This window comes from Rhizobium sp. BK377, from assembly GCF_014193935.1.
Classification (GTDB): Bacteria; Pseudomonadota; Alphaproteobacteria; order Rhizobiales; family Rhizobiaceae; genus Rhizobium.
This window is the reverse complement of the sequence record NZ_JACIAC010000009.1, coordinates 22,281-44,373: the sequence shown is the minus strand read 5'-3', so window position 1 is coordinate 44,373 and position 22,093 is coordinate 22,281. Positions and strand designations below refer to the sequence as shown.

16 protein-coding genes are annotated in these 22,093 nt (G+C 55.5%); 8 read left to right on the top strand and 8 right to left on the bottom strand.

What is annotated here, in order from left to right; translation table 11 throughout:
- The first annotated feature begins 219 nt into the window (after nt 1-219).
- Both FHT92_RS26960 and FHT92_RS26955 read left to right on the top strand, forming a co-directional pair.
- Nucleotides 220-744, top strand: a complete 525-nt coding sequence (locus FHT92_RS26960) for a hypothetical protein (RefSeq protein ID WP_246735564.1) — start codon at nt 220-222, stop codon at nt 742-744.
- A 145-nt stretch (nt 745-889) separates the two neighbouring features.
- The gene (locus FHT92_RS26955) at nt 890-1,660 is read left to right on the top strand and encodes a hypothetical protein (protein WP_183831028.1); all 771 of its coding nucleotides are present in this window, start codon (nt 890-892) and stop codon (nt 1,658-1,660) included.
- A gap of 14 nt (nt 1,661-1,674) precedes the next feature.
- Here FHT92_RS26955 and FHT92_RS26950 read toward each other — a convergent pair whose 3' ends face one another.
- Complete coding sequence (locus FHT92_RS26950; protein ID WP_183831026.1) at nt 1,675-2,508, bottom strand: metallophosphoesterase family protein; 834 nt, start codon at nt 2,506-2,508, stop codon at nt 1,675-1,677.
- A gap of 542 nt (nt 2,509-3,050) precedes the next feature.
- Here FHT92_RS26950 and FHT92_RS26945 point away from each other — a divergent pair.
- The gene (locus tag FHT92_RS26945; protein ID WP_281413049.1) at nt 3,051-5,324 is read left to right on the top strand and encodes a polysaccharide biosynthesis tyrosine autokinase; all 2,274 of its coding nucleotides are present in this window, start codon (nt 3,051-3,053) and stop codon (nt 5,322-5,324) included.
- Nucleotides 5,325-5,385: 61 nt separating this feature from the next.
- On the opposite strand, the gene FHT92_RS26940 is transcribed toward FHT92_RS26945, so the two are convergent.
- From FHT92_RS26940 to ung, 3 genes are all read right to left on the bottom strand, one after another.
- Entirely contained in the window at nt 5,386-5,994 is a 609-nt protein-coding gene (locus FHT92_RS26940) for an alpha/beta hydrolase (RefSeq protein ID WP_183831024.1), read from the bottom strand.
- Nucleotides 5,995-6,008: 14 nt separating this feature from the next.
- Nucleotides 6,009-6,941, bottom strand: a complete 933-nt coding sequence (locus tag FHT92_RS26935) for a VOC family protein (RefSeq protein ID WP_183831022.1) — start codon at nt 6,939-6,941, stop codon at nt 6,009-6,011.
- Nucleotides 6,942-7,069: 128 nt separating this feature from the next.
- Nucleotides 7,070-7,762, bottom strand: a complete 693-nt coding sequence (ung, locus tag FHT92_RS26930; protein WP_183743487.1) for a uracil-DNA glycosylase — start codon at nt 7,760-7,762, stop codon at nt 7,070-7,072.
- Nucleotides 7,763-8,062: 300 nt separating this feature from the next.
- Here ung and FHT92_RS26925 point away from each other — a divergent pair, with 300 nt between their 5' ends.
- From FHT92_RS26925 to FHT92_RS26915, 3 genes are all read left to right on the top strand, one after another.
- Nucleotides 8,063-9,487, top strand: a complete 1,425-nt coding sequence (locus tag FHT92_RS26925; RefSeq protein WP_183831020.1) for a phosphomannomutase — start codon at nt 8,063-8,065, stop codon at nt 9,485-9,487.
- Between the two features lie 42 nt (nt 9,488-9,529).
- Entirely contained in the window at nt 9,530-10,957 is a 1,428-nt protein-coding gene (locus FHT92_RS26920) for a mannose-1-phosphate guanylyltransferase/mannose-6-phosphate isomerase (protein ID WP_183831018.1), read from the top strand.
- A gap of 102 nt (nt 10,958-11,059) precedes the next feature.
- Complete coding sequence (locus FHT92_RS26915; RefSeq protein ID WP_183831016.1) at nt 11,060-12,376, top strand: UDP-glucose/GDP-mannose dehydrogenase family protein; 1,317 nt, start codon at nt 11,060-11,062, stop codon at nt 12,374-12,376.
- A gap of 201 nt (nt 12,377-12,577) precedes the next feature.
- On the opposite strand, the gene FHT92_RS26910 is transcribed toward FHT92_RS26915, so the two are convergent.
- The 3 genes from FHT92_RS26910 to FHT92_RS26900 form a co-directional block, all read right to left on the bottom strand.
- Entirely contained in the window at nt 12,578-14,068 is a 1,491-nt protein-coding gene (locus FHT92_RS26910; protein ID WP_183831014.1) for an SGNH/GDSL hydrolase family protein, read from the bottom strand.
- 307 nt (nt 14,069-14,375) lie between these two features.
- Complete coding sequence (locus FHT92_RS26905) at nt 14,376-15,575, bottom strand: O-antigen ligase family protein (RefSeq protein ID WP_183831013.1); 1,200 nt, start codon at nt 15,573-15,575, stop codon at nt 14,376-14,378.
- Nucleotides 15,576-16,159: 584 nt separating this feature from the next.
- Nucleotides 16,160-17,014, bottom strand: a complete 855-nt coding sequence (locus FHT92_RS26900; RefSeq protein WP_183742973.1) for a calcium-binding protein — start codon at nt 17,012-17,014, stop codon at nt 16,160-16,162.
- A gap of 1,010 nt (nt 17,015-18,024) precedes the next feature.
- On the opposite strand from FHT92_RS26900, the gene FHT92_RS26895 reads away from it, so the two are divergent.
- Both FHT92_RS26895 and FHT92_RS26890 read left to right on the top strand, forming a co-directional pair.
- Nucleotides 18,025-19,290, top strand: a complete 1,266-nt coding sequence (locus tag FHT92_RS26895; protein WP_183742972.1) for a nucleotide sugar dehydrogenase — start codon at nt 18,025-18,027, stop codon at nt 19,288-19,290.
- A 68-nt stretch (nt 19,291-19,358) separates the two neighbouring features.
- A complete protein-coding gene (locus FHT92_RS26890) occupies nt 19,359-20,612 on the top strand; it encodes a glycosyltransferase family 4 protein (RefSeq protein WP_183831012.1) in 1,254 nt (417 codons plus the stop codon).
- A gap of 178 nt (nt 20,613-20,790) precedes the next feature.
- Here the strand turns inward: FHT92_RS26890 and FHT92_RS26885 are convergent, their stop codons facing one another.
- Entirely contained in the window at nt 20,791-22,086 is a 1,296-nt protein-coding gene (locus tag FHT92_RS26885; protein WP_183831172.1) for an HlyD family type I secretion periplasmic adaptor subunit, read from the bottom strand.
- Nucleotides 22,087-22,093 lie beyond the last annotated feature (7 nt).

Here is a 22,093-nt window from a genome sequence, read left to right as displayed (position 1 = left end):
TTGGAGAACCTGATATCGAACGGGCTGGTGCGTAACGGAACTTATGTTATGAGTTCCGTTATCTTTCAGAGTCCGTTATCTTTAAGAGCCCTGGGCATGATAAATACAAGTAATCTAGTAAAAGGCACGGCCGCCTTTGCATTCGGCGCTCTTTGCTTTGCGACTTCATCTTTTGCAGGTAGTTGCATTTTGCGTCCAGGCGCGGCGAGCAGTTTGCAGATGGACGCCTTCAAAGCCGCTCCGGCAAGCATTCTTGTGGGCAATCCATCCGACGGTCTGCTCGCTGGCTCAGTTCGCACTCTCGCAGCAACCGAGACAACCCTGACGGCAACGCTGCTGACGCTGGCAGCCGACCCAGCAACAACGGATGCTCAAAGAGCAGCTATCGGCGCCGGCCTCGGGCGCGCCGTCAACGTCTGCCGTCCGCTGCACTCCGATCTCGCCGACGAGATTGCGGCAGCTGTCGCAGCGGCAATCGTCAGCAACCCGGCGCTCGAGAGCTTCCGCACGGCATTTGAAGCTTCGCTGACCGGCCAGACTGCTGTTGCAGCACTCGGTGGCGCGGGGGCAGGCCCTGCAGGTGGCGGTGATATCAGCGGTCCTGGTGCATCAGGTTTGGGCGGACCGGCGGGTGGCGCGAATAGTGGCGGCGCTGCCCAGGGTGGGGGTTCGCTCCAGACGGGCGCTTCAGGCGGCGGCAATTTTACGACTATCCTCAACAATTCTGTCAGCGGCAGTATCTAATCCGATTTCCAAATTGGCGTAGTGCATTCAGGAGGGGCCGTTCGGCCTCTCTTCTTTTCCCTTCATTTAAGAAAAGCTCCTATCTCGCACGAGCCATGCAGGCGGTGGAGCCGATCGTTCCTGAAGCAGGTCGGACCCGTAGGACATGTCTCATCACGTCAATGCAAGCAGACAAACGCGGCGAAGAGCCGCGGCCCCGATCGCGCTGCCAATTCCTTCTCCCTTAGCCCTCCTTTTCATTCTGACTGCCATCACGTTGCTCACCTTTGCCTTTGCCGATCTCAGGCAATCGGCACGATTTGCCGATATCTTTCTCGTCGCGACGAGACTTGAGCAGTCTGAACAGGTAAGCCCTGAAACGCTTGCAAGGACGGCCGCCGACACTGACACGATCGTCTCCGGGGATTATTGCCGTTCCGATATAGTTATGGCGGGCACGACACTCGTCCTGAATAGGCTGGATACGGCCGATGAGATCACCGGCTACGAGGCCTGGGCCAAGGCTGCAGACGACGCCGCGCGGTATATGCGCCACGCCGTCTCCTGCATGCCAACGGAAAGCAATCTCTGGCTCCGGCTTGCGATTGTTCGTGCCGTAATCGCCCAGGAGCCAAAATCAATTGCCCGGCTGATGACGATGTCAGCGCGGCTCGCGCCTGCGGACGAGCTCGCCCTCCTCGCCCGCCTCTACTTCTGGAACCATCTGAACGTAACAACGCTCAAAAATGCGCGAACCACCGTCGAGAGCGATGTCGGCCTGCTCTTAAAGGCTGGAGATTCACGGAGAGTAGCGCCCGCATTGAAGAGGATCAGCCCTGCCCTGCTGCCCTATGTCAAGCAGGCCGGTATGCAATTGCCAGCCAGCAAAAAGGGCTCACTCACGTGGTTCGGTTTCAGTCTCGACAAACTGCCGTGAGGTAAGCAGCCGCTTCAGCGCAACACGATTGCCTGGCGGTTCATGATGCGCAGCACCGTCAACTTACCGGTCGCAAATGCCCCGGTATCGATGGCGATACGACCATTACCAAAAAAAGGTTGAGCGACAGGCGTATGACCATGCACCACAAGCAAAGGCAACTCGGGCCCTCGCGTCAGAAAGGGTTCGCGAATCCAGAATAAATCTCTGTCCCTTTGCTCAGAAAGAGCAATGCCAGGCCTGATCCCAGCATGCACGAAAACAATGTCCCCCACTGTGACCATTGATGGCATCTCAGCCAATAGTTTTTTATGATGAGCTGGAATGGCATCGCTGATTGCACGCTCTATCGCTCTCTTGCTGCCGTGCTTCAGCAAATAGGTGACATCGATCCCGTATGACTTGAGCGTTTCCATGCCGGCAAAGCGATACCAGCTCGGGAACAGGCCCGGCTCCTCGAGCAATCGTAGAAATGCATCGTCGTGATTGCCGCACAACGTAACCTGTTTAATATTTTCTGGGGTTGGTTTACAGAGATGCTCAACAACGTCCTTGGAGGATGAACCACGGTCTACATAATCTCCGAGCATGACTATCAAAGCGGTGCCTGTGCACCTTGAGAAGTCCTCGAATATCTTCCGTTCTGCTTCGAGAAGTTTGCTGTAGCAGCCATGTATGTCGCCGATAGCATAGATGGCAGAGAAATCAGCCGCGTCGAAATGGAGCCTTTGCCGAGGTTGGCCGCGAACCGCCAGAAGAGGCGTTCTTTTTCCCGTAAGCTTCTCAAACACCCCAAATAGAGTTGGCTTTATAGAGCTTTGGTGGCGCTTCGCGTGTGAACTTGGCATGCTATTTTTGATCCTCATGTCCTTATATTTATGAGCCTCAGTTGGACTTGTCGCGCGCGCAATAAAGATCCTCTCTGTCCGTGGAGTTCGCAGGCACTTCACGTTCGCAAGTCCACGAACACCAGTCGCAGTTCTCAAGACGCAATCCAGGACAAACCTAGAGATATTTTCTTTTTGTCATGATTTACATTATTTTTCTTGGTAAAGCGGTCCACAATCGCCGTTCACTACATGAAGATACTATGTGCATGCCGGCCAGAGAAAGTTACATCCTTCCAACAAAATTCGAACACGTTGAGGTGTCACAGCGACGTTGCAGCAAGCTAGGATAATCACTAAAAATCATCGCGGTGCAAACTCGGCGTTGGAGCGGATTGACGGTATTGCAGTCGGAGCACTTTGTCCTGGTTGAGCTTAAATATTGATTGACGCTATCCCTTCATGTAGCGTGCGCCCACTTTCGATTGGCTTCCTGGAAGCGTTTGATAGGCGCACCTACAAGACCTTTCACCGATATGACTCAACTCAACGGAGGCTCCGGATTGCTTTCACCAGATAAGGTCACGGAACACACGAACGAGGAGTGGGAGCACTCTGAATCGGGGAGCACTATTGATGTCGAAAAGTTGATTGCGATTGCGGCACGCCAATGGCGTCCGGTCGCGCTCTCCGCGTTTCTATTTATCGTCCTGGGAATTATCTATATTGTTACCGCGGTTCCCAAATATACTGCTTCAGCAAGCGTGCTTATCGACCGTGGCAACAGCGAACTCCTGAGCCAACTTTCCAACGCCGGCGTTCCTGTAGAGGATGACTCGTCGGTGTTAAGCGAAGTGGAGCTTTTCAAATCTGATTCAATCAGCTCCGCCGTTATCGACAAGTTGAAGCTGCTGGATGACCCTGAGTTTTCCTCGCCGGACAACTCGCCGATTGCCATGCTTCGTTCATTGCTTAAATTCCGCAGCTGGTTTGCAAGCGACGACGTCGATGCCGATGATATCGACTCCAAACGGCGTGATGCGGCTCAAAAGCTCACCGACAATATGGATGTTGATCGGGTTGGCCGCACCTATGCTCTCTCGGTGAGTTACACCTCGACCTCGCCGGATCTGGCCGCCAAGATTGCCGGCTCAATTGCTGATGCTTACCTCGTGGATAAGCTGAACTCGAAATATGAGGCGACACGGCGCGCCAGCGATTGGCTCCAGGAACGAATAGACGAGTTGCGACAAAAGGCGCTCGACTCCGATCTTGCGGTCCAGAAATTCCGCACCGCACACGGGCTGCTTGCCAGCGGTGGCCAATTCCAGCTTCTCAGCGACCAGCAGCTTTCAGAGCTGACGACCCAGCTTATCTCGGCACAAGCCGAAACGGCAAAGGCGCAAGCAAAATACGACCGCGTCAAATCGATCATCGACAACAAGCGCACGGATGCAATCGTAACCGATGTTCTTGATAATTCGATTTCCAACGACCTGCGAAAAAAATATCTCGAAGCATCGAAGATCGAGGCTGAGATATCTGCACGTCTGGGGCCAGATCACATTCAAGCGGTTCGTTTGCGGAGCGAAATGGCCGAATATCAACGGCTGATGTTCGAAGAACTTAATCGTATCGCGGAAAGCTATCAAAGCGAGCTCCAGGTCGCGCAAACCCGCGAGAAGGCCCTTCAGGCAAGTGTCACGCAAGCAAGCAGCGTATCGGCCACCGCCGGCGAAACGCAAGTGCAGTTGCGCGAACTCGAGCGCACCGCCGATACCTATCGGAATCTTTATCAAACTTTCCTTGCTCGCTTCCAGGAGGCAACCCAACAGCAGACCTTCCCAATCACGGAAGCGCGCGTCATTACCAAACCCCAGGTACCGACATCCGCCAGCGCGCCGAAAAAACCCCTGGTGCTTGCTCTTGCCCTGGTACTTGGCTCACTCGTCGGCGGCGGCATCGGAGCCTACCGCGAATTCCGCGACCGCTTCTTCAGAACAGGCGATCAGGTTCGGGATGTCCTGTCGCTGGAATATATCGGCCATGTACCGGCCATCGACGCGAAGGAAGCCGCGAGCGGCGCCAGCGAAGTAGAATCGACCCGCGGCGTGCAGACCGGCAACGGCGTTACCAATTACGTGGTCAACCACCCGCTGTCGGCTTTCGCGGAAACAATGCGCAGTGCGAAAATCGCTGTCGACATGGAAAACCCGAGCGCCCGCAGCAAAGTCATCGGTGTCATCTCCTGTCTTCCGGGTGAAGGTAAGTCCACTATCGCGATTAACCTTGCTCAGCTCCTCGCGATGCAGGGCGCTCGCACCCTGCTGATCGACGCCGACCTTCGCAATCCAGGAGCAACACGCGCCATCGGTCGGCATGCCGAACAGGGCATTCTGGAGGCGTTGCTGGAAGGAAAGCCGCTCAAGGATCTGCTGCTTCTCGATAGCAAGACAAGGCTTGCCTTCCTGCCGGCTGTGGTCAAGCGTCGCGTGCCCCATTCCTCTGATCTGCTCTCTTCATCCATCATGGCAAACATGCTGGAAGAACTGAAAGCACATTTCGACTATATCGTTCTCGACCTGCCGCCGGTTGGCCCGGTCGTCGATGCCCGTGCGATCAGCCCGATGCTCGACGCCTCGCTCGCCGTCATCGAATGGGGCCGTACCTCACGTCGCGTCGTCCGCACGACCTTCGCAGTTCAGCCGGAACTCATGCAAAAGTGCATTGGCGTCGTGCTGAACAAGGTCGACACGGAAAAACTGAAGCTCTATCGCACCTACGGTTCCGGCGAGTACTATTACAATCGCTATTCCGCCTATTACCACGAGGCGTAGTAGCGCTTTTCAGCGAAATCTGAACTGAATTATGCGGCGAAATTCGCCGCATAATTTTTTGTCACATCCATTCCGAGAAGAACCCGCTGATTGCCTCGATCTCATTCGGGCGGATGTCATGTCCTCCCGAATGCCATTCCGTCTGCACTTGCGCCTTCTGACCCTCGAAATAGGTCGAAAGCGCTTCAGTCAAGGCGACGGGCGAGATCGGATCACGCTGGCCTGCCGTGATCAATATCCTGCGGCCGCTCAGATCGGGATTTGCGCGTGGCCGGAAAGGAATGAGCGGATGGAGCAGAGCTGCCGCATCGAGCAAGCCTTTCTCGATAAGTACATTCGCCAGAATGTTGGCGCCGTTCGAAAATCCGAGCCCGAGGATTCTGGATGCGCCCTGTGCAGACGCCAGATCTTGGACATACCCACTCATCTTTTCGGTCGCCCGCGCAAGGTCGGCCATATCATAGACCCCTTCACCGGTGCGCTTGAAAAAGCGGGCTGCCCCATATTCGAAGACATCGCCACGCGGCGACACGATCGTCGCCTCCGGCAGCAATCGCCTGCCGAAATCGAAGAACTGGTTTTCGTCGCCACCCGTTCCGTGAAGTACGAAGAGGATAGGTTTGCCGGATGCACCGGAATGCAGCCGGTGCACATAACCATTATCGGTCATTTTTCTAACTCCGTTTAGCCTTCGAGGGGCTGCAGATGCTGCTCGATGAGGGCGCGCAGATGAGCATGCTGCTGTGGCAGCTTCAATGCCTCGCCGAGATGGGCCGTATCCTCGTCACGGTCGAAACCAGGCTCATTGGTAGCGATCTCGAACAACACGCCGCCTGGCGTGCGGAAATAGATCGCCCAGAAATAATCGCGGTCGATGACTGGGGTCACCTGATAGCCGGTATCCATGAGCGCCTTGCGCACTTCAAGCTGCTTTTCGCGGTTCTCGACGGCGAAGGCGACATGGTGGACAGAGCCGGCGCCGGGAAGCGCGCGGGCGATATTGGGCATGGTTTCAAGATCGACCAGATGGGCACCATTGCCACCGGGAATGATGAAACGCTTCACGCCATCCTGCTCCTCCTGGACGTCATAGCCCATGAACCTCAAAAGTTCGGCCGTAGCGCCATCATCCCTCAGCCGCATCGCGACGGAGTGGAAGCCGCGGATAGCATGATCCTCGGTGACACCCCCATGCGTCCAGGGAGCGCGGGTATCGTCCTTGACCTCGACGAGCGCGAAGCCGTCGCCATCCGGACCGGCAAAATTCAGGCGCTTTTCGCCAAACGATTCTTCCGTCTTCAGGCCGGTGACATTGAGCCTCGCCAGCCGGTCACTCCAGAAACCGAGCGACCCCTCGGGAACCGAGTATACCGTGGTGCCGACTTCGCCGGTTCCCGGACGCCCCTGCGCCATCTTCGGGAATGGGAAGTAGGTCATGATCGTGCCGGGGGAACCGGTTTCGTCACCATAATAGAGGTGATAGACGTCCGGAGCGTCGAAATTGACTGTTTTCTTGACGCGGCGCAGGCCCAGCGCATTGGTGAAGAATTGATTGTTGGTTCGGGCGTCCTCCGCCATTGATGTGACGTGGTGCAGACCCTTGATCTGATCAAGCATTTTAGACCCTTTCTGCCCGCGTCGGGCGGGCTTTCGATAGGTCTTAGATGAGCCTTTTGCGCCGTAGGTCATAGCCCGACAAGACGGCACGCATTGTCTTCATTTTGTGAACAACAACACGCAAGCGTTCACGGACTGGCAGGGAGCTGCCAGTCGATGGGGGCGCGGCCGTGCGTCTGCAGGAACGCATTCGCCTTGGAAAAATGCCGGGATCCGAAAAAACCGTTATGGGCCGAAAGCGGCGACGGATGCGGCGCCTTCAGCACCAGATGTCGCCGTGCATCAACGAAAGCCGCCTTCTTTTGAGCATAAGAGCCCCAGAGCATGAAAACGACAGCCTCGCATTCGTCATTCACCTTGCGGATGACGGCATCGGTGAATCGCTCCCAGCCCTTGCCCTGATGCGAAGCGGCTTGCGATTCCTCCACCGTCAGCACGCTGTTGAGCAGAAGCACACCCTGCTTTGCCCAATGTTCCAGGAAACCGTGGCGCGCCGGCGAAATACCGAGATCGGTCTCCATCTCCTTATAGATGTTGACGAGCGAAGGCGGAATACGCACGCCGGGGCGAACACTGAAGCAAAGCCCGTGAGCCTGGCCGACGCCGTGATAGGGATCCTGCCCGAGAATCACGACCTTCACTTTCGCAAGCGGCGTCAGATCCAGGGCACGAAAATACTCGCCGCCCTTTGGAAAAATTCGCCGTCCAAGCTGCTTCTGTTCCACGAGAAAGATCTTGAGCTGCTGCATGTATGGACTTGCGAACTCGCCGGCGAGAGCTGTCTTCCAGCTCTCTTCAAGAGTGACTGACGTGTCGTTCACGACGCAAACCTCCCGGATCGATAAGCCCCTGCAAGAAAACCGTTCTAACAAAAATATGCAAAGCCACAATACGCGGTAATCGCAATGCCATGCCTTGTCATCTCGCAGATGCGAAGAACGCTCGGAGCTGTCATAAATCGGAAATTCTCCGCCGTTACCAAAAGGGCTGGCAACGATGCGCAAATGATGGCAATACTTCCCTAATGCCCATCTGCCGTTTTAACTCTGCCTTAATTTTGCTGTTTACCCAAGCAAATCAGCACAGTAGAAATTGGTGGTTCACAGCGCGGGGTGCTTCGCATGAAGTTTGGAACAAGCGGCCTTCGTGGTCTTTCGGTGGATCTCACGGGACGGGCATCGGCGCTTTATGCCATGGCTTTCGGCAAATATTTGCTGCAGAGCAACAAAGCCGCACAGGGTGACGTCATCCTGATCGGCCGCGATTTCCGGGAGTCCAGCCCGGAGATTGCCGGTAACTGCGCAGGCGCCCTCGCAAGCCTCGGCTTCAAAATTCTCGACTGCGGCACCGTCCCGACACCAGCCCTTGCGCTCTACGGCCTGGAAAGAAAGGCTGCCTGCCTGATGATCACGGGTTCGCATATCCCGGCGGACCGCAACGGCATCAAGTTCTATCGTCCGGACGGCGAGATCGACAAGGCGGACGAAGCCGCGATTACCCGGTTTGCAACCGCAATCGAAACTTCCGGCGAAGTCGTTGTCAGCGAGGCCGCCCCCGTGGAGGACCACTCGGCGCAATGCCTGCAGCTCTTCTTTGAACGCAATGCCGCCCTCCTGCCATCGGACGCGCTTGCCGGCATGAAGATCGGCATTTATCAACACAGCACGGTTGCCCGTGACCTGATGGTCGATATCCTCGCCCACTACGGCGCCGAGACTGTCGCGCTCGGTCGATCCGAGACTTTCATTCCAGTTGATACGGAGGCGGTTTCCGAGGAAACGATCGCCCTCCTGCAAGGCTGGAGCTCAACCCACAGCCTTGATGCGATTGTCTCCACAGATGGCGATGGCGATCGTCCCCTGGTTGCCGACGAAACCGGAACGCCGTTGCGCGGAGATCTTTTGGGGCTGATATCAGCGAATTTCCTTGGCGCCGGTACTGTCGTCACGCCAGTCACCTCCAATTCCGGAATTGAAGCCGCGGGATCTTTCAAAGTCGTTCGCACCCGCGTCGGCTCTCCCTTCGTCATCGCCGGAATGGAAGAGGCCGTCGCCGCCGGCAAGAATCTCGTAATGGGTTTCGAGGCGAATGGCGGGCTTTTGACGGCAACGTCCTTCGATATCAACGGCAGCAGTGTCCGGGCACTGCCTACGCGCGATTGCTTCTTGCCGATGCTGGCAACGCTTTTGCTCGCCGCAACCCGCAAGCAGCCGCTTTCGATTGTCGCGGCCTCCTATAAACTGCCCGTTGCCGCGGCCGACCGCCTTGAGAATTTCCCGGTCGAAACCAGCGCAGCGTTGATGGCATACCTGCGTGAATCCGATGCTAATCTCGCGCAATTCCTGCAGCCCATCGGCGAGGTCGGTTCGAAAAGCGATATTGATGGCTTGCGCGTGACGTTACGCGATGGCCGTATCATTCATTTTCGTCCGTCAGGCAATGCGCCGGAAATGCGCTGCTACGTGGAAGCCGGAGGAGAGGCAGCCGCCTTAGAACTCCTGAATATGGGATTGACCCGAATTAAGCACTGGGCAGAAGCCCCGTAAGCATGCGACAACCTGTCCGTTCATTTCAAGGAAGAGTATCCTATGACACAGAAAATCGTCCCCGTGATCATGGCTGGCGGCAAGGGCACGCGACTTTGGCCGCTCTCGCGCGCAACTGCGCCGAAACAGTTCATCCAGTTCGTCGGGGACAAGACGCTGTTTCAGGAAACCCTGGTTCGCGTTTCCGATCCGGCGCTTTACGAAGCCCCCGTCGTCGTGACGAATGAGGACTTTCGCTTCCTCGTTGCGGAACAGGCTCGCGAACTCGATATTCCCCTCGCCGCGGTATTGCTAGAGCCGGTTGCTCGCAACACCGCCGCGGCAGTGGCAGCGGCTGCAAGCCTGACCTCCGAGCATTTTGGCAAAGAAGCCATCATTCAAATGCTGGCCTCCGACCACGAGATCCTTGCAGACGAAGCCTATTTCGACGCCATCCGCACGGCGCGCGATGCGGCGGCCAAGGGTAAGCTTGTCACCTTTGGCATCACGCCAACGGAGCCGGCCACTGGCTATGGATATATAGAGGTCGGAAAGCAGCTGCCGAGCGGCGCGCATGAGGTCAAGCGTTTCGTTGAAAAGCCTGTTCGTGAAAAGGCGGAAGAAATGCTGGCCCGCGGCGGGTTCTACTGGAACTCAGGTATCTTCATGTTCCCCGTCGCCGAACTGCTTTCTGAAATGCAAGACTACGCACCAGATGTGCTGACGGCGGCCACCAAGGCTCTTTCAAGGGCGACGCGAGATCTGGACTTCACACGCCTGGACGCAGAACAGTTCGCCACAAGCCCCGATATTTCCATCGATTACGCCATCATGGAGAAGACGTCGAAGGCTGCAGTTGTTCCATCGGCCTTCAAGTGGTCGGACATGGGCAGCTGGGATGCCGTGTGGAAAACCGGGATCCAGGATGAAAACGGTAATATTGCTGCCGCCAATACGACTGTTGTAAACACCCGCAACTCGCTCGTCATGACCCACGGCGTTCATCTCGCTGTTCAGGGAATGGACGACGTCGCCGTCATTGCCAGCGAGGATGCTGTTTATGTAGGACCCTTGAAGGAAAGCCAGGAAGTCGGCAAGCTGGTCAAGCTCCTTGCCGGCCACAAGAAGACGTCGAAGCTGACGGAGACGCATCCCACGTCCTACCGTCCGTGGGGCGGCTATACCTCGATCTTCAACGGCGATCGTTTTCAGGTGAAGCGTATCTTCGTAACGCCTGGCAAGAAGCTATCGCTACAGAAGCACCATCACCGCTCCGAGCACTGGATCGTCGTGAAGGGAACGGCGGAAGTCACGATCGGCGACAATGTGCAGATGTTGCGCGAAAACGAGTCGGTCTATATCCCGCTCGGTGAGGTCCATCGCCTCGCAAATCCCGGCAAGATTCTGTTGGAACTCATTGAGGTTCAGACCGGTTCCTACCTTGGCGAAGACGATATCATCCGTATCGTCGACGAGTTCGGCAGAACCTGAACCTAAGCTTTTGGGCGGTCTTGAACTTGGTTCTCCGCCCCTGTAACGGATAGTGGTCCGCCTTTATAGTCGGACCACTTTTTGTTGAATGAAGGTTACGCCATGCGCATTGTGATGATTGGTTCGGGTTATGTTGGCCTCGTTTCCGGTGCCTGCTTTGCAGATTTCGGCCACCATGTAACCTGCGTCGACAAATCTGAAGCCAAGATCAATGCTCTTGAAGCCGGCGAAGTGCCGATTTACGAGCCTGGCCTCGAAGCCATTATCCAGCAGAATCGCAGCGCTGGCCGCCTCGATTTCTCCAAAAATCTCGCCCCTTCCGTCGGTGAAGCCGACGTGGTCTTCATCGCTGTCGGCACGCCGTCCCGCCGTGGAGACGGCCACGCGGACTTGAGCTATGTCTATGCAGCGGCGCGAGAGATCGCCGCCGCTGTCAGAGGCTTCACGGTCGTCGTGACAAAATCCACCGTACCCGTCGGTACCGGAGACGAAATCGAACGGATCTTCCGAGAAGAATTTCCGCAAAAGGATATTGAGGTCGTCTCCAATCCGGAGTTCCTGCGCGAAGGCGCAGCTATCACCGACTTCAAGCGTCCCGACCGTATCGTGATCGGTACTGAGGATGCGCGTGCTATCGAGGTCATGCGCGAGGTCTACCGCCCGCTTTACCTCAATGAAGCGCCGCTCTATTTCTGCGAACGCCGTACCTCTGAACTCATCAAATATGCTGCAAACGCCTTTCTGGCAATGAAGATCACCTTCATCAATGAGATCGCTGACCTCTCCGAAAAAATCGGCGCCGACGTCCAGAAGGTCGCCAAGGGTATCGGCATGGATAGGCGCATCGGTGACAAGTTCCTGCATGCGGGACCCGGTTACGGCGGCTCATGCTTCCCGAAGGATACGCTCGCTCTCGTCAAGACCGCGCAGGATTTCGATAGTCCGGTACGCCTGATCGAGACGACCGTTGCGATTAACGACAATCGCAAGCGTGCGATGGGCCGCAAGGTTATCGCTGCCTGCGATGGCGATGTGCGTGGCAAGAAGATTGCCGTCCTCGGCCTCACCTTCAAGCCGAATACCGACGACATGCGCGATGCGCCGTCGATCACCATCATCCAGGCTCTGCTGGATGGCGGTGCAACGGTTCACGCCTACGATCCTGAGGGCATGGAAGCGGCGAAAGATATGCTCGGCCCCGTCACCTACGGCAACGATCCTTACGAGATCGCCGCGAATGCCGACGCGATCGTAATCGTCACCGAATGGGATGAGTTCCGCGCACTTGACCTCAAGCGCCTGAAGACGGTTATGAAAAGTCCGACTATCGTTGATCTCAGGAACATATATCCCGTCAGCGAAGTGACGAAACATGGATTCGGCTATTTTGCCATCGGCAAAAAACCAGAGAAAAGGTGAGATCCGCTACTTCGTTTCGAAAAACCTGGCTTCAAAGGGTTCCATCCTGAGCCCCTATCCAGACGGTAACGAAAACGAGAGGGTAGCGGTTTCTCGAAGCGGACTGACGGCAACCTGCGACATCGTCACACTGCCCGGCGCAAGAGGGCCTTGCACGACTGGGCACTATCTCATACCTGCAGCACCGCAAGACCGATAACGTCACAGATTCCAGGCAGGGCGAGGATCTGTGCTTTTACGGATGATGAATGGAGAGAATTTCGCGACGAGCGTCTCTGTCGCATTCTTGTTCCAGTGGAGGCGAATTGGCCGCAGTGAGGTCCGGAAATAATCCGCCGGAGCTGCGACATCATCAGTTCCAAGCAATTTAAACCGCGGTATGGTTGCCCGTCCGGACAACGGCGTCGTCAATCGTGGCCCGTCTTGCGTGGTGTTGAGACGCACGACCATGCCGCCGACCGCTGAATAACGGCATGTCGCGGGACGGCTGTTCGCCTCGAGGCTAAACTCAAGCCCGAGCCAGCTATTGCTCGCTGACAACTCGTAATCCAACCCTGCCTCGACCCAATCCCCTTCAACGAGACCGAGTTTCTCAAAATCCATATCCGCCCAAGATAGCGTCAAAGTACATACACGAGAATCATTGGCATTATCGGCCGGGGTGATCGTAAATACCTGCCTCTCGACGCCGTCGGCTAAAGGCTCCTTTGACCCGATGATCGTGTCGTTCTGACCGCTGCCGCGTCTTGCCACAAGGCCATCGGCGACAGCGCCCGTCACACCCGACCGCTTGCCGGCACCTCCCGAAAAACCGCCAAGAGGCGAGAGGTTGGCCAACTTCACATCTCGGCTATAGAAGTCGCCTTCCATTACCATATCGCGCAATATCGGAAGCAGCACGGAATAGCGCAGCCACTGTCCATCGGTATTCAGGTGAACGCCGTCTTCGGTGATAGCGATACCTTGCTGAATTGCTTTGGCGAGCACGTCGCGATCGTCCACGACCCTGACACCTTCGCGGCTGCCAATCGAAACCAGATACTCGGTAAGGCCGCTGTTAAGCGTGTGCCGAGCATCTTCCGCCGCCCAAGTCCCTTTTGTCTTGCCAATTCTATCCACAGGCAACAGGCAGACAACCCAGATTCCTGCCTCCCGAAGCGGCTTCAACAAGGCTTCATAACGCTCGACAGCCTTCTCCAGAGTGAGTTTATCGCTGGCAATATCATTGGTTGCAATATCCAGGAGGACGATGTCCGGCTGCCGCTCCAGGCACCACGGTAGTCGCGCCAAAGTCTGCGGCATATGCTCCCCGCCACGACCCGATATCGCCCCGGCGAGCCTTGCAGTCGGAGCGGCGGCAGTCGGAACTTTGGGATCATACCAGCAATCGAGATTGAACCGGTTGTCTATGTTGCGAAGCGGGCCGATGGTCCCGAGCCAGTTCGCCGTGACCGTATCGATACGCGGCGTCGGGCTTCCAGGATAGATTACCGTGTAACCACTATTGGCGACGAAGCTGTGACCTATCGCCATCACCTTCGCGCCTGTCTTGAGCGGCAGGGGCGGTAATGGACGCGATGAGGATGACGCCAATGCGTGAGAATTTCCAACGAGATAGGCGCCGGTTGCCGCCAATGTTCCAGTCAAAAAGCGGCGGCGAGTGATCGACGTAAGATATGATTGCAAATTCACAGCAAAACACCTTCTACCTTGGCTAATCGCCGCACGAGTGATCACCGCAAGCTCGACATTTCTGTGACCGAGGACCGGAAACCTCTGCGAGACGGGAGGCGAAAAACCCTCTCCTGTCAGGAAGGTGCAGGTTTGCGAGTCCCAAGTTTGCGAGTCCATTGTCGCGGTAGGAGTGGCACGGCGGCATTCACGGCTAGGAGATCTTCCTCGCATGCCGTTGTGCATGATCGTCCAAGGGGTGGTTTGCCAGCAACACGTGATCTCTTGGATGCGAGGAAGCGCATTGGCACGATCACGACCGACCGCGTCACCCCCCTTGCGAAACCGCTGCGGCAGGACGACTACCTCTCTGCATTTGCGGCAAACTTCGAGTCTGGACGAGCCTTCGCGGATAAGGTTTCTCGTGCGTTGAAAGCAATGCCAAGAATATGAGAGGAAACTCCAGCGGTGACGAGAGAGCATTGTCGGAGTTGGACAAAAACAGGAAGCCTGCATAAGCCAAGATCGCGACGACGTTTGGGCGCCGGCCCCGGAAGCTGGCTTTGAGAACTGCAGCAGTAAGCAGCACGTAAAAAATGATCATGCCGGGAGTGCCAAGCTCGACCGACAGCCGAATGTAATCATTATGGGCAGCAGCAGAACCGGTGAGAATCTCGACTTCATGAGGCGTTATGAAGAACTGGTGTCCGAAGCCAATGCCTGTATAGGGAAATTCGGCAATGACGGTCCGCAGATAGTCCCACATGATAAATCGACCGTTATCGCCACTTTGAGCAAGCCGGGTCGCGAAACTCTTCCAAAAAATCGCCATTACAGCGAGCCCGCCTACCGAGCCTAAAACAATCAACGACAATTTGGTCGTAATGGCGATCCCTCGCTGGATGAGAACTGAAGCCCCTGTCACTACGACACAGACAGCCAGGGTCGCTCTGCCGCCAGCAGCAAGCAAAACCAGCAGATCGACGATAACCAGTATCGCGTAAGCTTTACGACCCGACAGGACGAGCTGCACCGCCGCGAAGACGCCGCACATTCCCAACGCCGATGTGAAAGCGGCCGCGGACAAGGAGCCCAAATACCGGTTGAGACCCGTCGCAAACTCGACCGCCGTCATCGGCTTCATGCCCGTGAAGTGATAGGCAAACCCCAGGAGTGCGCATAAGAGAGGCAGATATGCCGTCGCCTTCCAAACCGCTTGTTGGTCCCGAAAACCGGTTTTGCCTGCCAGCAGCGCAAACAAAATTATGATTTGATTGAGAGAGGCAAAAAAGATCGACCAACTGAAGCCCCTATAAGGGGTCGCGGCGGCAAGAATAAAAACGAGAAATATCTCTCCGACAAGAAGGAATATAATGCTCTTATCGGCCCCTTTCCGGAAAAGAATCGCGAAAGCGGCCATTAAGAAGGAGGTCTTTTCAACCGCATTGCTGCCTGAGAAGTGCAGTGCTCCACCGATATTGAACACCAACAATATCAACGACGCTACATAGGTTACTCTAAATGCCATTCACCGCTTCCACTTTAACCGCGAGCCTAAATCCCAGCGAATCACGACCTGTCCTAATGGATCTGAAAACCGGCTTCCGACCTGGCGCGAACACCCGCAAGCCAGTGTGCCGGAAAATGCTGTTTTCCTGCCCCGACGAATACCAACGTGATGCGTCCTGAATCCTGCAGCGAAGTCGAGACATCTGGTGGATCGTTCCTAACGGGCTTCCAGTGCTGACATCTCCCGTGATCCTCCATTGTTTGCTCTATGCCGTCAAGGAGTTCGGAACAGGGCCTTCTACGCCAGAACGCCAGCCCCATTTTAAAAAAAATATATGTCAGCGTGATGGCTGGAGACGCTCCTGCCGGATATTAGGGTTGTTACGGCGCACGCCATGTCCATGCCACCGACGAAACCTGCTGCAACAGTCCCCGCTGGTAAGAGGCCACCAAGACTGACAACAGCCGCCTCGTGACACAAGAAAAAAGGGCGCATCCTGGGGATACGCCCTCTCCACAAATACTGCTTCCACAAATATCAACGAGATTCGCGGAGGAGTTTGAGCACAATCAGACAAACTGGCACGAAGTGCCAATCAGGAGTTATGCAAACAGGAAGTCGGAAGAATGAAGGTCCGCCATGTTAACGTTTTCCAGCGTTATCACATGATCGGGATCAAGGGTGATGACCGTATTTGCACCGACTTGCGCCATATGATCATGGATGAAGTTATAATTATACTGGCTGACGCCAAAGGCGCCGAACTTTAGCTTATCCTCACCCACGGTGAAGTCGGCAATGCGATCCTGGCCGTTTTCGAAAACGAAGGTATCGTGGCCTGAGCCGCCGACCAGGTAGTTGTTCCCCGATCCGCCAAATAGGAAATCGTTGCCGGCACCACCGTAGACGCCGTCATCGCCATCGCCGCCGTAAACGAAGTCATTGCCGTCATCGCCAAGCACCTTGTCGTTGCCAGCGCCACCATAGACATAGTCATTACCGGCGCCGCCGTGGACAATGTCATTGCCTTCATCGCCGTAAACACGGTCGTCGCCAGCATCTCCGTTGATACGGTCATCGCCGATTCCACCGCGGACGATGTCGTTGTCGTCGCCGCCGCTCAGGTAGTCATCGCCTGCGCCGCCATAGAGCTTGTCGGCACCGGTGCCGCCGAAAACGATGTCGTTTCCGTCGCCCGAGACAACGATGTCATTGCCGTCGCCGCTGTAAACAACGTCGTCGCCCTGCCCAGAATTGATGGCATCGTCGCCGGATCCGCCGTAGACGTGATCCCAGCCACTGCCACTGGTGATGAAATCGTCACCGTCACCGCCGAGTATCTTGTCACCACCATTGCCAGAATAAATTACGTCGGAGCCATCTCGGCCACGAATCTCATCGGCTGCTGCAGAACCCTTGAGAGTGTCGTCTGAATTGGAGCCCAGAACGTAGACCATTACAATTCTCCCTTTGAAACAAAAACAACTAGTTTATATTGAAGCGCTACTCGCTTTCGCCGATTGATTATGGGATATTTAATATATTGTAAACCCTGATGAAGAGCTAAATTCCTGTTAGGAAGAATATACTTAACGCACATTCTCCCGTTAAAGTAGCAGGCTCGGATACGGCCTTTAATGCCATCGATGCTGGCGAAATACTTTCATGATAGTGTCATATAAGAAGGTTCTCGCGATTAGGCGGGCGTTTTCCGGTGAGACCATGTATAAGCTAGACGAAATACAAATATATACTAATGTACGGATGATCTCCGCCTTCTTCCACTTCAGAAAATAGGCGTCGCGCTATCCAGCAGAATGAGAGGGTTCCGCTGCTGCAATTGCAGGCAATCGAGGGCAGGCAAAGGCAAGACGTCAAAGAAGTGGCAATTGTAAATGAGACTTCGGGCGCACTTTTCGCGAGCGATTACCGCTGATCCGGCCTCCTTCCAAGCCAAGCTCAATTCCTTCGGTCGACGGCTTGGCTTGAGCTTAACCCCGCCCGAGGGGCGCTGTTCGCACATAGCCTAAGGTTGCTTTCAAGACGTCTGTTTCCCATGCGGCCTTTTTTGGGTCTTTACCGCGTAGGCCACTTTTTTTCCGACTCGCTCGGTTATCTCCACGGAGGTCTGGAGAGCCCTGTTTGCTGCGCTGCAAAATGCCTCGGCAACCGAACCCGATACGTGCGAAAATCTCCGCAGCGGTAAGGTAGGCGTGTAAAATTTAAATCAACTCAACGAAAAGGAGCATTCCATCTCATTGAAAGAAAACGAATTTTAGCATTGATGAGCATAGCGATTCCAGGTTTTCCGAAAAAAATCCCATGGCGGCTATTTCGAAAATGTCATATGCCCTATACAAACATGATTGAAATTGATCATCGGCGAAACGTTCATTTTTTTGCGGTTGCGTAATCGATGTAAATTTTCGAATATCGCCGCAAAGTCACAAACAGCAGGAGCGCGCGAATGAAAATTGCAATCTTTGGCCTTGGCTATGTCGGCCTCACAGGTGCCGGATGCCTGCTCAAAGAAGGTCATTCGATCGTCGGCGTGGAACCTCACGAAGACAAGGTAAAACTCATCCTTTCCGGCCATTCTCCAATCTACGAGCCGGGACTTGACGATCTGCTGGCGATGGGTCTGGCTGACAATCGCCTGACGGTTGTCTCGCAGGTAGGCAAATTACTCTCGGAATGCGACCTTGCGATCGTCTGCGTTGGCACGCCTAGCGCAGCTGACGGTTCACACAATATGACATTCATCGCAGAGGTCTCGCGCCAGATCGCCCTTAGCGTGGATGCCTCTCGCGAAAAACCGCTGACGGTCGTTTTCCGCAGCACGATCCGGCCGGGATCCATCGACGGGCTGATCGCGCCGATCTTCAGGGCGCATCTCGGCAAGGACTTCGCCAAGGCGGTAGAAATTGTCTATAATCCGGAATTCCTGCGTGAATCCGTTGCGATCAAGGATTACTTCAATCCGCCGAAGATCGTTGTTGGCACCCACAACGGCCAGCCCTCGGAGCGCATGACCGAGCTCTACAAGAACATCGACGCGCCGATGTTCGTCACTGGTTACCGCGAAGCCGAATTTACCAAATTCGTCGACAACACCTGGCACGCCGTCAAGGTTGCGTTTGCAAACGAAATTGGGCGTGTGTGCGTTCAGCTCGATATCGACCCGCAGACCGTGCACAAGATATTCGTCTCGGATACCAAGCTGAACATCTCGCCCTACTACATGCGTCCCGGCGGTCCGTTCGGCGGCTCCTGCCTTCCGAAGGATGTCAGAGCACTGGCCCATATCTCGGAGGAGGTAGGCGCCTTCAATCACCTGGTCGATTCATTGCTGCGTTCGAACGAAGCCCATAAGCGCTTCATCTTCGACTACGTTACGCGCGATATTGCTCCGAAGGCGAATATCCTCATGCTCGGGCTGGCCTTCAAGGCGGAGAGCGACGATCTTCGCGAAAGTCCCCAGCTTAACCTTGCGCACAAGTTGATCACGGCCGGCTACAAGCTCAGCATTTATGATCCAGCCGTCAAACCGACGCAATTGCTGGGTCAAAATATGGGCTATGCCTTCTCACATCTTCCGTCCATCTCCGAGATCATGGTTTCCAAGGAAGACGCAGAGAGCATCGAATACGATCTGGTGATCGATACAAATGGCAGTTTGGCAAAGATAGACGTGAAAGCCGCAAAGACGGTTGATACAAATACTTTGCACTAAAACAAAAGAAGACATCGTCGGCCTCTTCGGAGGCCGACTCTTTAAGAGTTACCAAGAGTAGGCAATCGATGGCAATTCAAGAAACGTTCGATACAGCCCTTGATGACGCAGCAAACGTCAGCGCTTTACCCCTGAAAGGGCGGAAAGTGCTGATCATCGTGGAGAACCTGCCGGTTCCCTTCGATCGTCGCGTCTGGCAGGAAGCCCGGACTTTGACGGCCGCCGGTGCACAGGTTTGCGTCATCTGCCCGACAGGAAAGGGCTTCACGGAACGCTACGAATGCATCGAAGGTATTCACGTTTACCGGCACCCGCTGCCGCTCGACGCAAGCGGCGCGCTGGGCTACCTGCTGGAATATGGTGTTGCCCTCTTTTGGGAAACTGTCCTCGCCTGGAAGATTTTCTTCCGTCACGGCTTCGACACGGTTCATGGCTGCAACCCGCCGGATCTGATTTTCCTGGTTGCTCTGCAGTTCCGGCTTTTTGGCGTTCCCTATATTTTCGACCATCACGACATCAATCCGGAACTCTACGAAGCCAAGTATGAAAAGCGTGGCTTTTTCTGGCGGCTGATGTGCTGCTTCGAATGGATCACCTTCAAAAGCGCGCGTGTGGTCATCTCGACTAACGAAAGCTACCGGGAGATCGCTCAGGTACGCGGAGGCAAGAAAGCCGACGACATCTACGTAGTCAGGAGTGGTCCCGATCTTTCTCGTTTCGTCGCCGTCGAGCCCAATCCGTCGCTTAAGAAGGGCCGGAAATACCTGGTTGGTTATGTTGGCGTTATGGGTGCCCAGGAAGGCGTCGATATCCTTCTGGACGCAGTCGCATACATTAAGAACCATATGGGCCGCGATGACATTCAGTTCGTTCTCGTCGGAGGCGGTCCGAGCGCCAAGGGCCTTGCGGCCGATGCGGAAAGGATGGGCCTTTCGGAATGCGTAACCTTCACGGGGCGCGTCTCCGACCACGACCTTCTCGAAGTGCTTTCAACGGCTGATGTCTGCGTCAATCCCGATCGCGTCAACCCGATGAACGATAAGTCGACGATGAACAAGATCATCGAGTATATGGCGCTCGGCAAGCCGATCGTTCAGTTCGACGTTACGGAAGGCAGGCGCAGCGCCGAAGAGGCTTCGCTTTATGCAAAGGCCAACGATGCGAAGGATTTTGCAGAGAAAATCGTCGCTCTCCTTGAGAACCCCGACGAGCGAGCGCGGATGGGTGCTATCGGCAGGCAGCGCGTCGCAAGCAGCCTTGCGTGGCCTTACCAGATCCCCAACCTGATCGCGGCCTACAAGAAGGTAAAGCGTCAGGCCTGAGCCTTCTTTTATAAACACAAAGAAGAGCCGCATGAGCAACCGTCATGCGGCTTTTTTATTGCCCGCTTGCGCGTGGCCGGAAAAGCCGCTCAGGCGGGGTGTTTCCTTCCATTTATATTCGTAATCTTAGAAGCGTTGTCCCGAGTTGGAGCCGATCAGCCTTCAAGCTCGGCGACGGCTATTCCTCGCGGAACGTGTGGTTCATTTGGTCTGTCAACGGCTTGGTCAGATAGGATATGACCGAGCGGTCAGCGACTTTGATGAAAATCTCGGCCGGCATGCCAGGATAGAGGGCCATGCCCTGCAGTTTCGCGAGGCTTTCCGGTTCCGGCTTGATACGCACAGGGTAGAATTTTGCGCCCGTGCGTTCGTCAGTAACGACATCTGGAGATACCGAAAGAACCTTGCCCTGAACTTCAGGCGTGGTCCGTTGGTCGAAAGCAGTAAATCGAACATCCACGTCCTGGTCGACATGCACCTGATCGATATTGCGCGTCGCGATCTTGCCTTCCACCGTCAGCGCGCGATTGTCAGGTGCCAGCAGCATGAGCGGTTCACCCGGATTAACGACACCACCAACCGTATGGATTGAAAGCTGATAGACTCTGCCTGTCAGCGGCGCCTTCACATCCAATCGCTGGAGTTGATCGAGAGCTGCAATCCGCCGCTCCTCCATCTCTGCGATCTTGGCTTCGACATCCGTCAGATCCTTGGAATTGTCGGCACTTTGATCAGCATCGAGCTGCAGTATCTGCAGCTTTATTTCTGCGATCTTACCTTCGGCCTGCGCACGAGCAGCAACCCGGCCACCACGATTGCCATCAAGATCGGCCTTCTCACGTTTCAGGCTATTGATCTTCTGCATCGTAACGAGCTTTCTGGCATAAAGCTCTTCGGTCGCTGCCAGCTCTTCGTCAACGAGCGCTGTCGCATCATCGATCGCCTGTAACTGTATGGTGTCGCCCTTGATCTCTTCGGCGAGTTGCGCCGTTTTCTCTTCAAGCTGCTTCTTACGCCCCACCATCGAAGACTGGCGCGTCTTGAAGAGCTGCATTTCACCGTCGATCAGCAGCTTGTTCGCTTCCAGATCGACGCCCTTTGCTTTCAGTTCATCCAACGAAAAATTGGGAGCGCCAAGACGCTCTGCCTGTAGCCGGCTTCGACGAACATAGAGCTGGGCAAGGCTGCTGTTGATGATGCCGAGGTTGGCCTTTACCGACGTCCCGTCCAGTCGCAACAAAATATCACCGGCTTGGACGTGCTCACCTTCGCTGACGGAGATCTCCGAAACGATACCGCCGACCAGATGTTGAATCTTCTTGACGTTGTCGTCGATGATGACAGTCGCGTCACCGACGACCGCGTTCGAAAGCGTCGTCGTGGCTGCCCAGCCGCCAATGCTTCCCACAAGCACGATTGCCATTGCGACAACCATCACGGCATGGCGCCGGAGTGAGTGTTGAGATTGTAACATCGCCACG

Bases quoted from the DNA above. Each gene is read 5' to 3' on its own strand.
- FHT92_RS26960 (WP_246735564.1), top strand. From the start codon at position 220: ATGGACGCCTTCAAAGCCGCTCCGGCAAGCATTCTTGTGGGCAATCCA.
- FHT92_RS26955 (WP_183831028.1), top strand. From the start codon at position 890: ATGTCTCATCACGTCAATGCAAGCAGACAAACGCGGCGAAGAGCCGCG.
- FHT92_RS26950 (WP_183831026.1), bottom strand. From the start codon at position 2,508: ATGCCAAGTTCACACGCGAAGCGCCACCAAAGCTCTATAAAGCCAACT.
- FHT92_RS26940 (WP_183831024.1), bottom strand. From the start codon at position 5,994: ATGACCGATAATGGTTATGTGCACCGGCTGCATTCCGGTGCATCCGGC.
- FHT92_RS26935 (WP_183831022.1), bottom strand. From the start codon at position 6,941: ATGCTTGATCAGATCAAGGGTCTGCACCACGTCACATCAATGGCGGAG.
- FHT92_RS26925 (WP_183831020.1), top strand. From the start codon at position 8,063: ATGAAGTTTGGAACAAGCGGCCTTCGTGGTCTTTCGGTGGATCTCACG.
- FHT92_RS26920 (WP_183831018.1), top strand. From the start codon at position 9,530: ATGACACAGAAAATCGTCCCCGTGATCATGGCTGGCGGCAAGGGCACG.
- FHT92_RS26915 (WP_183831016.1), top strand. From the start codon at position 11,060: ATGCGCATTGTGATGATTGGTTCGGGTTATGTTGGCCTCGTTTCCGGT.
- FHT92_RS26905 (WP_183831013.1), bottom strand. From the start codon at position 15,575: ATGGCATTTAGAGTAACCTATGTAGCGTCGTTGATATTGTTGGTGTTC.
- FHT92_RS26900 (WP_183742973.1), bottom strand. From the start codon at position 17,014: ATGGTCTACGTTCTGGGCTCCAATTCAGACGACACTCTCAAGGGTTCT.
- FHT92_RS26895 (WP_183742972.1), top strand. From the start codon at position 18,025: ATGAAAATTGCAATCTTTGGCCTTGGCTATGTCGGCCTCACAGGTGCC.
- FHT92_RS26890 (WP_183831012.1), top strand. From the start codon at position 19,359: ATGGCAATTCAAGAAACGTTCGATACAGCCCTTGATGACGCAGCAAAC.
- FHT92_RS26885 (WP_183831172.1), bottom strand. From the start codon at position 22,086: ATGTTACAATCTCAACACTCACTCCGGCGCCATGCCGTGATGGTTGTC.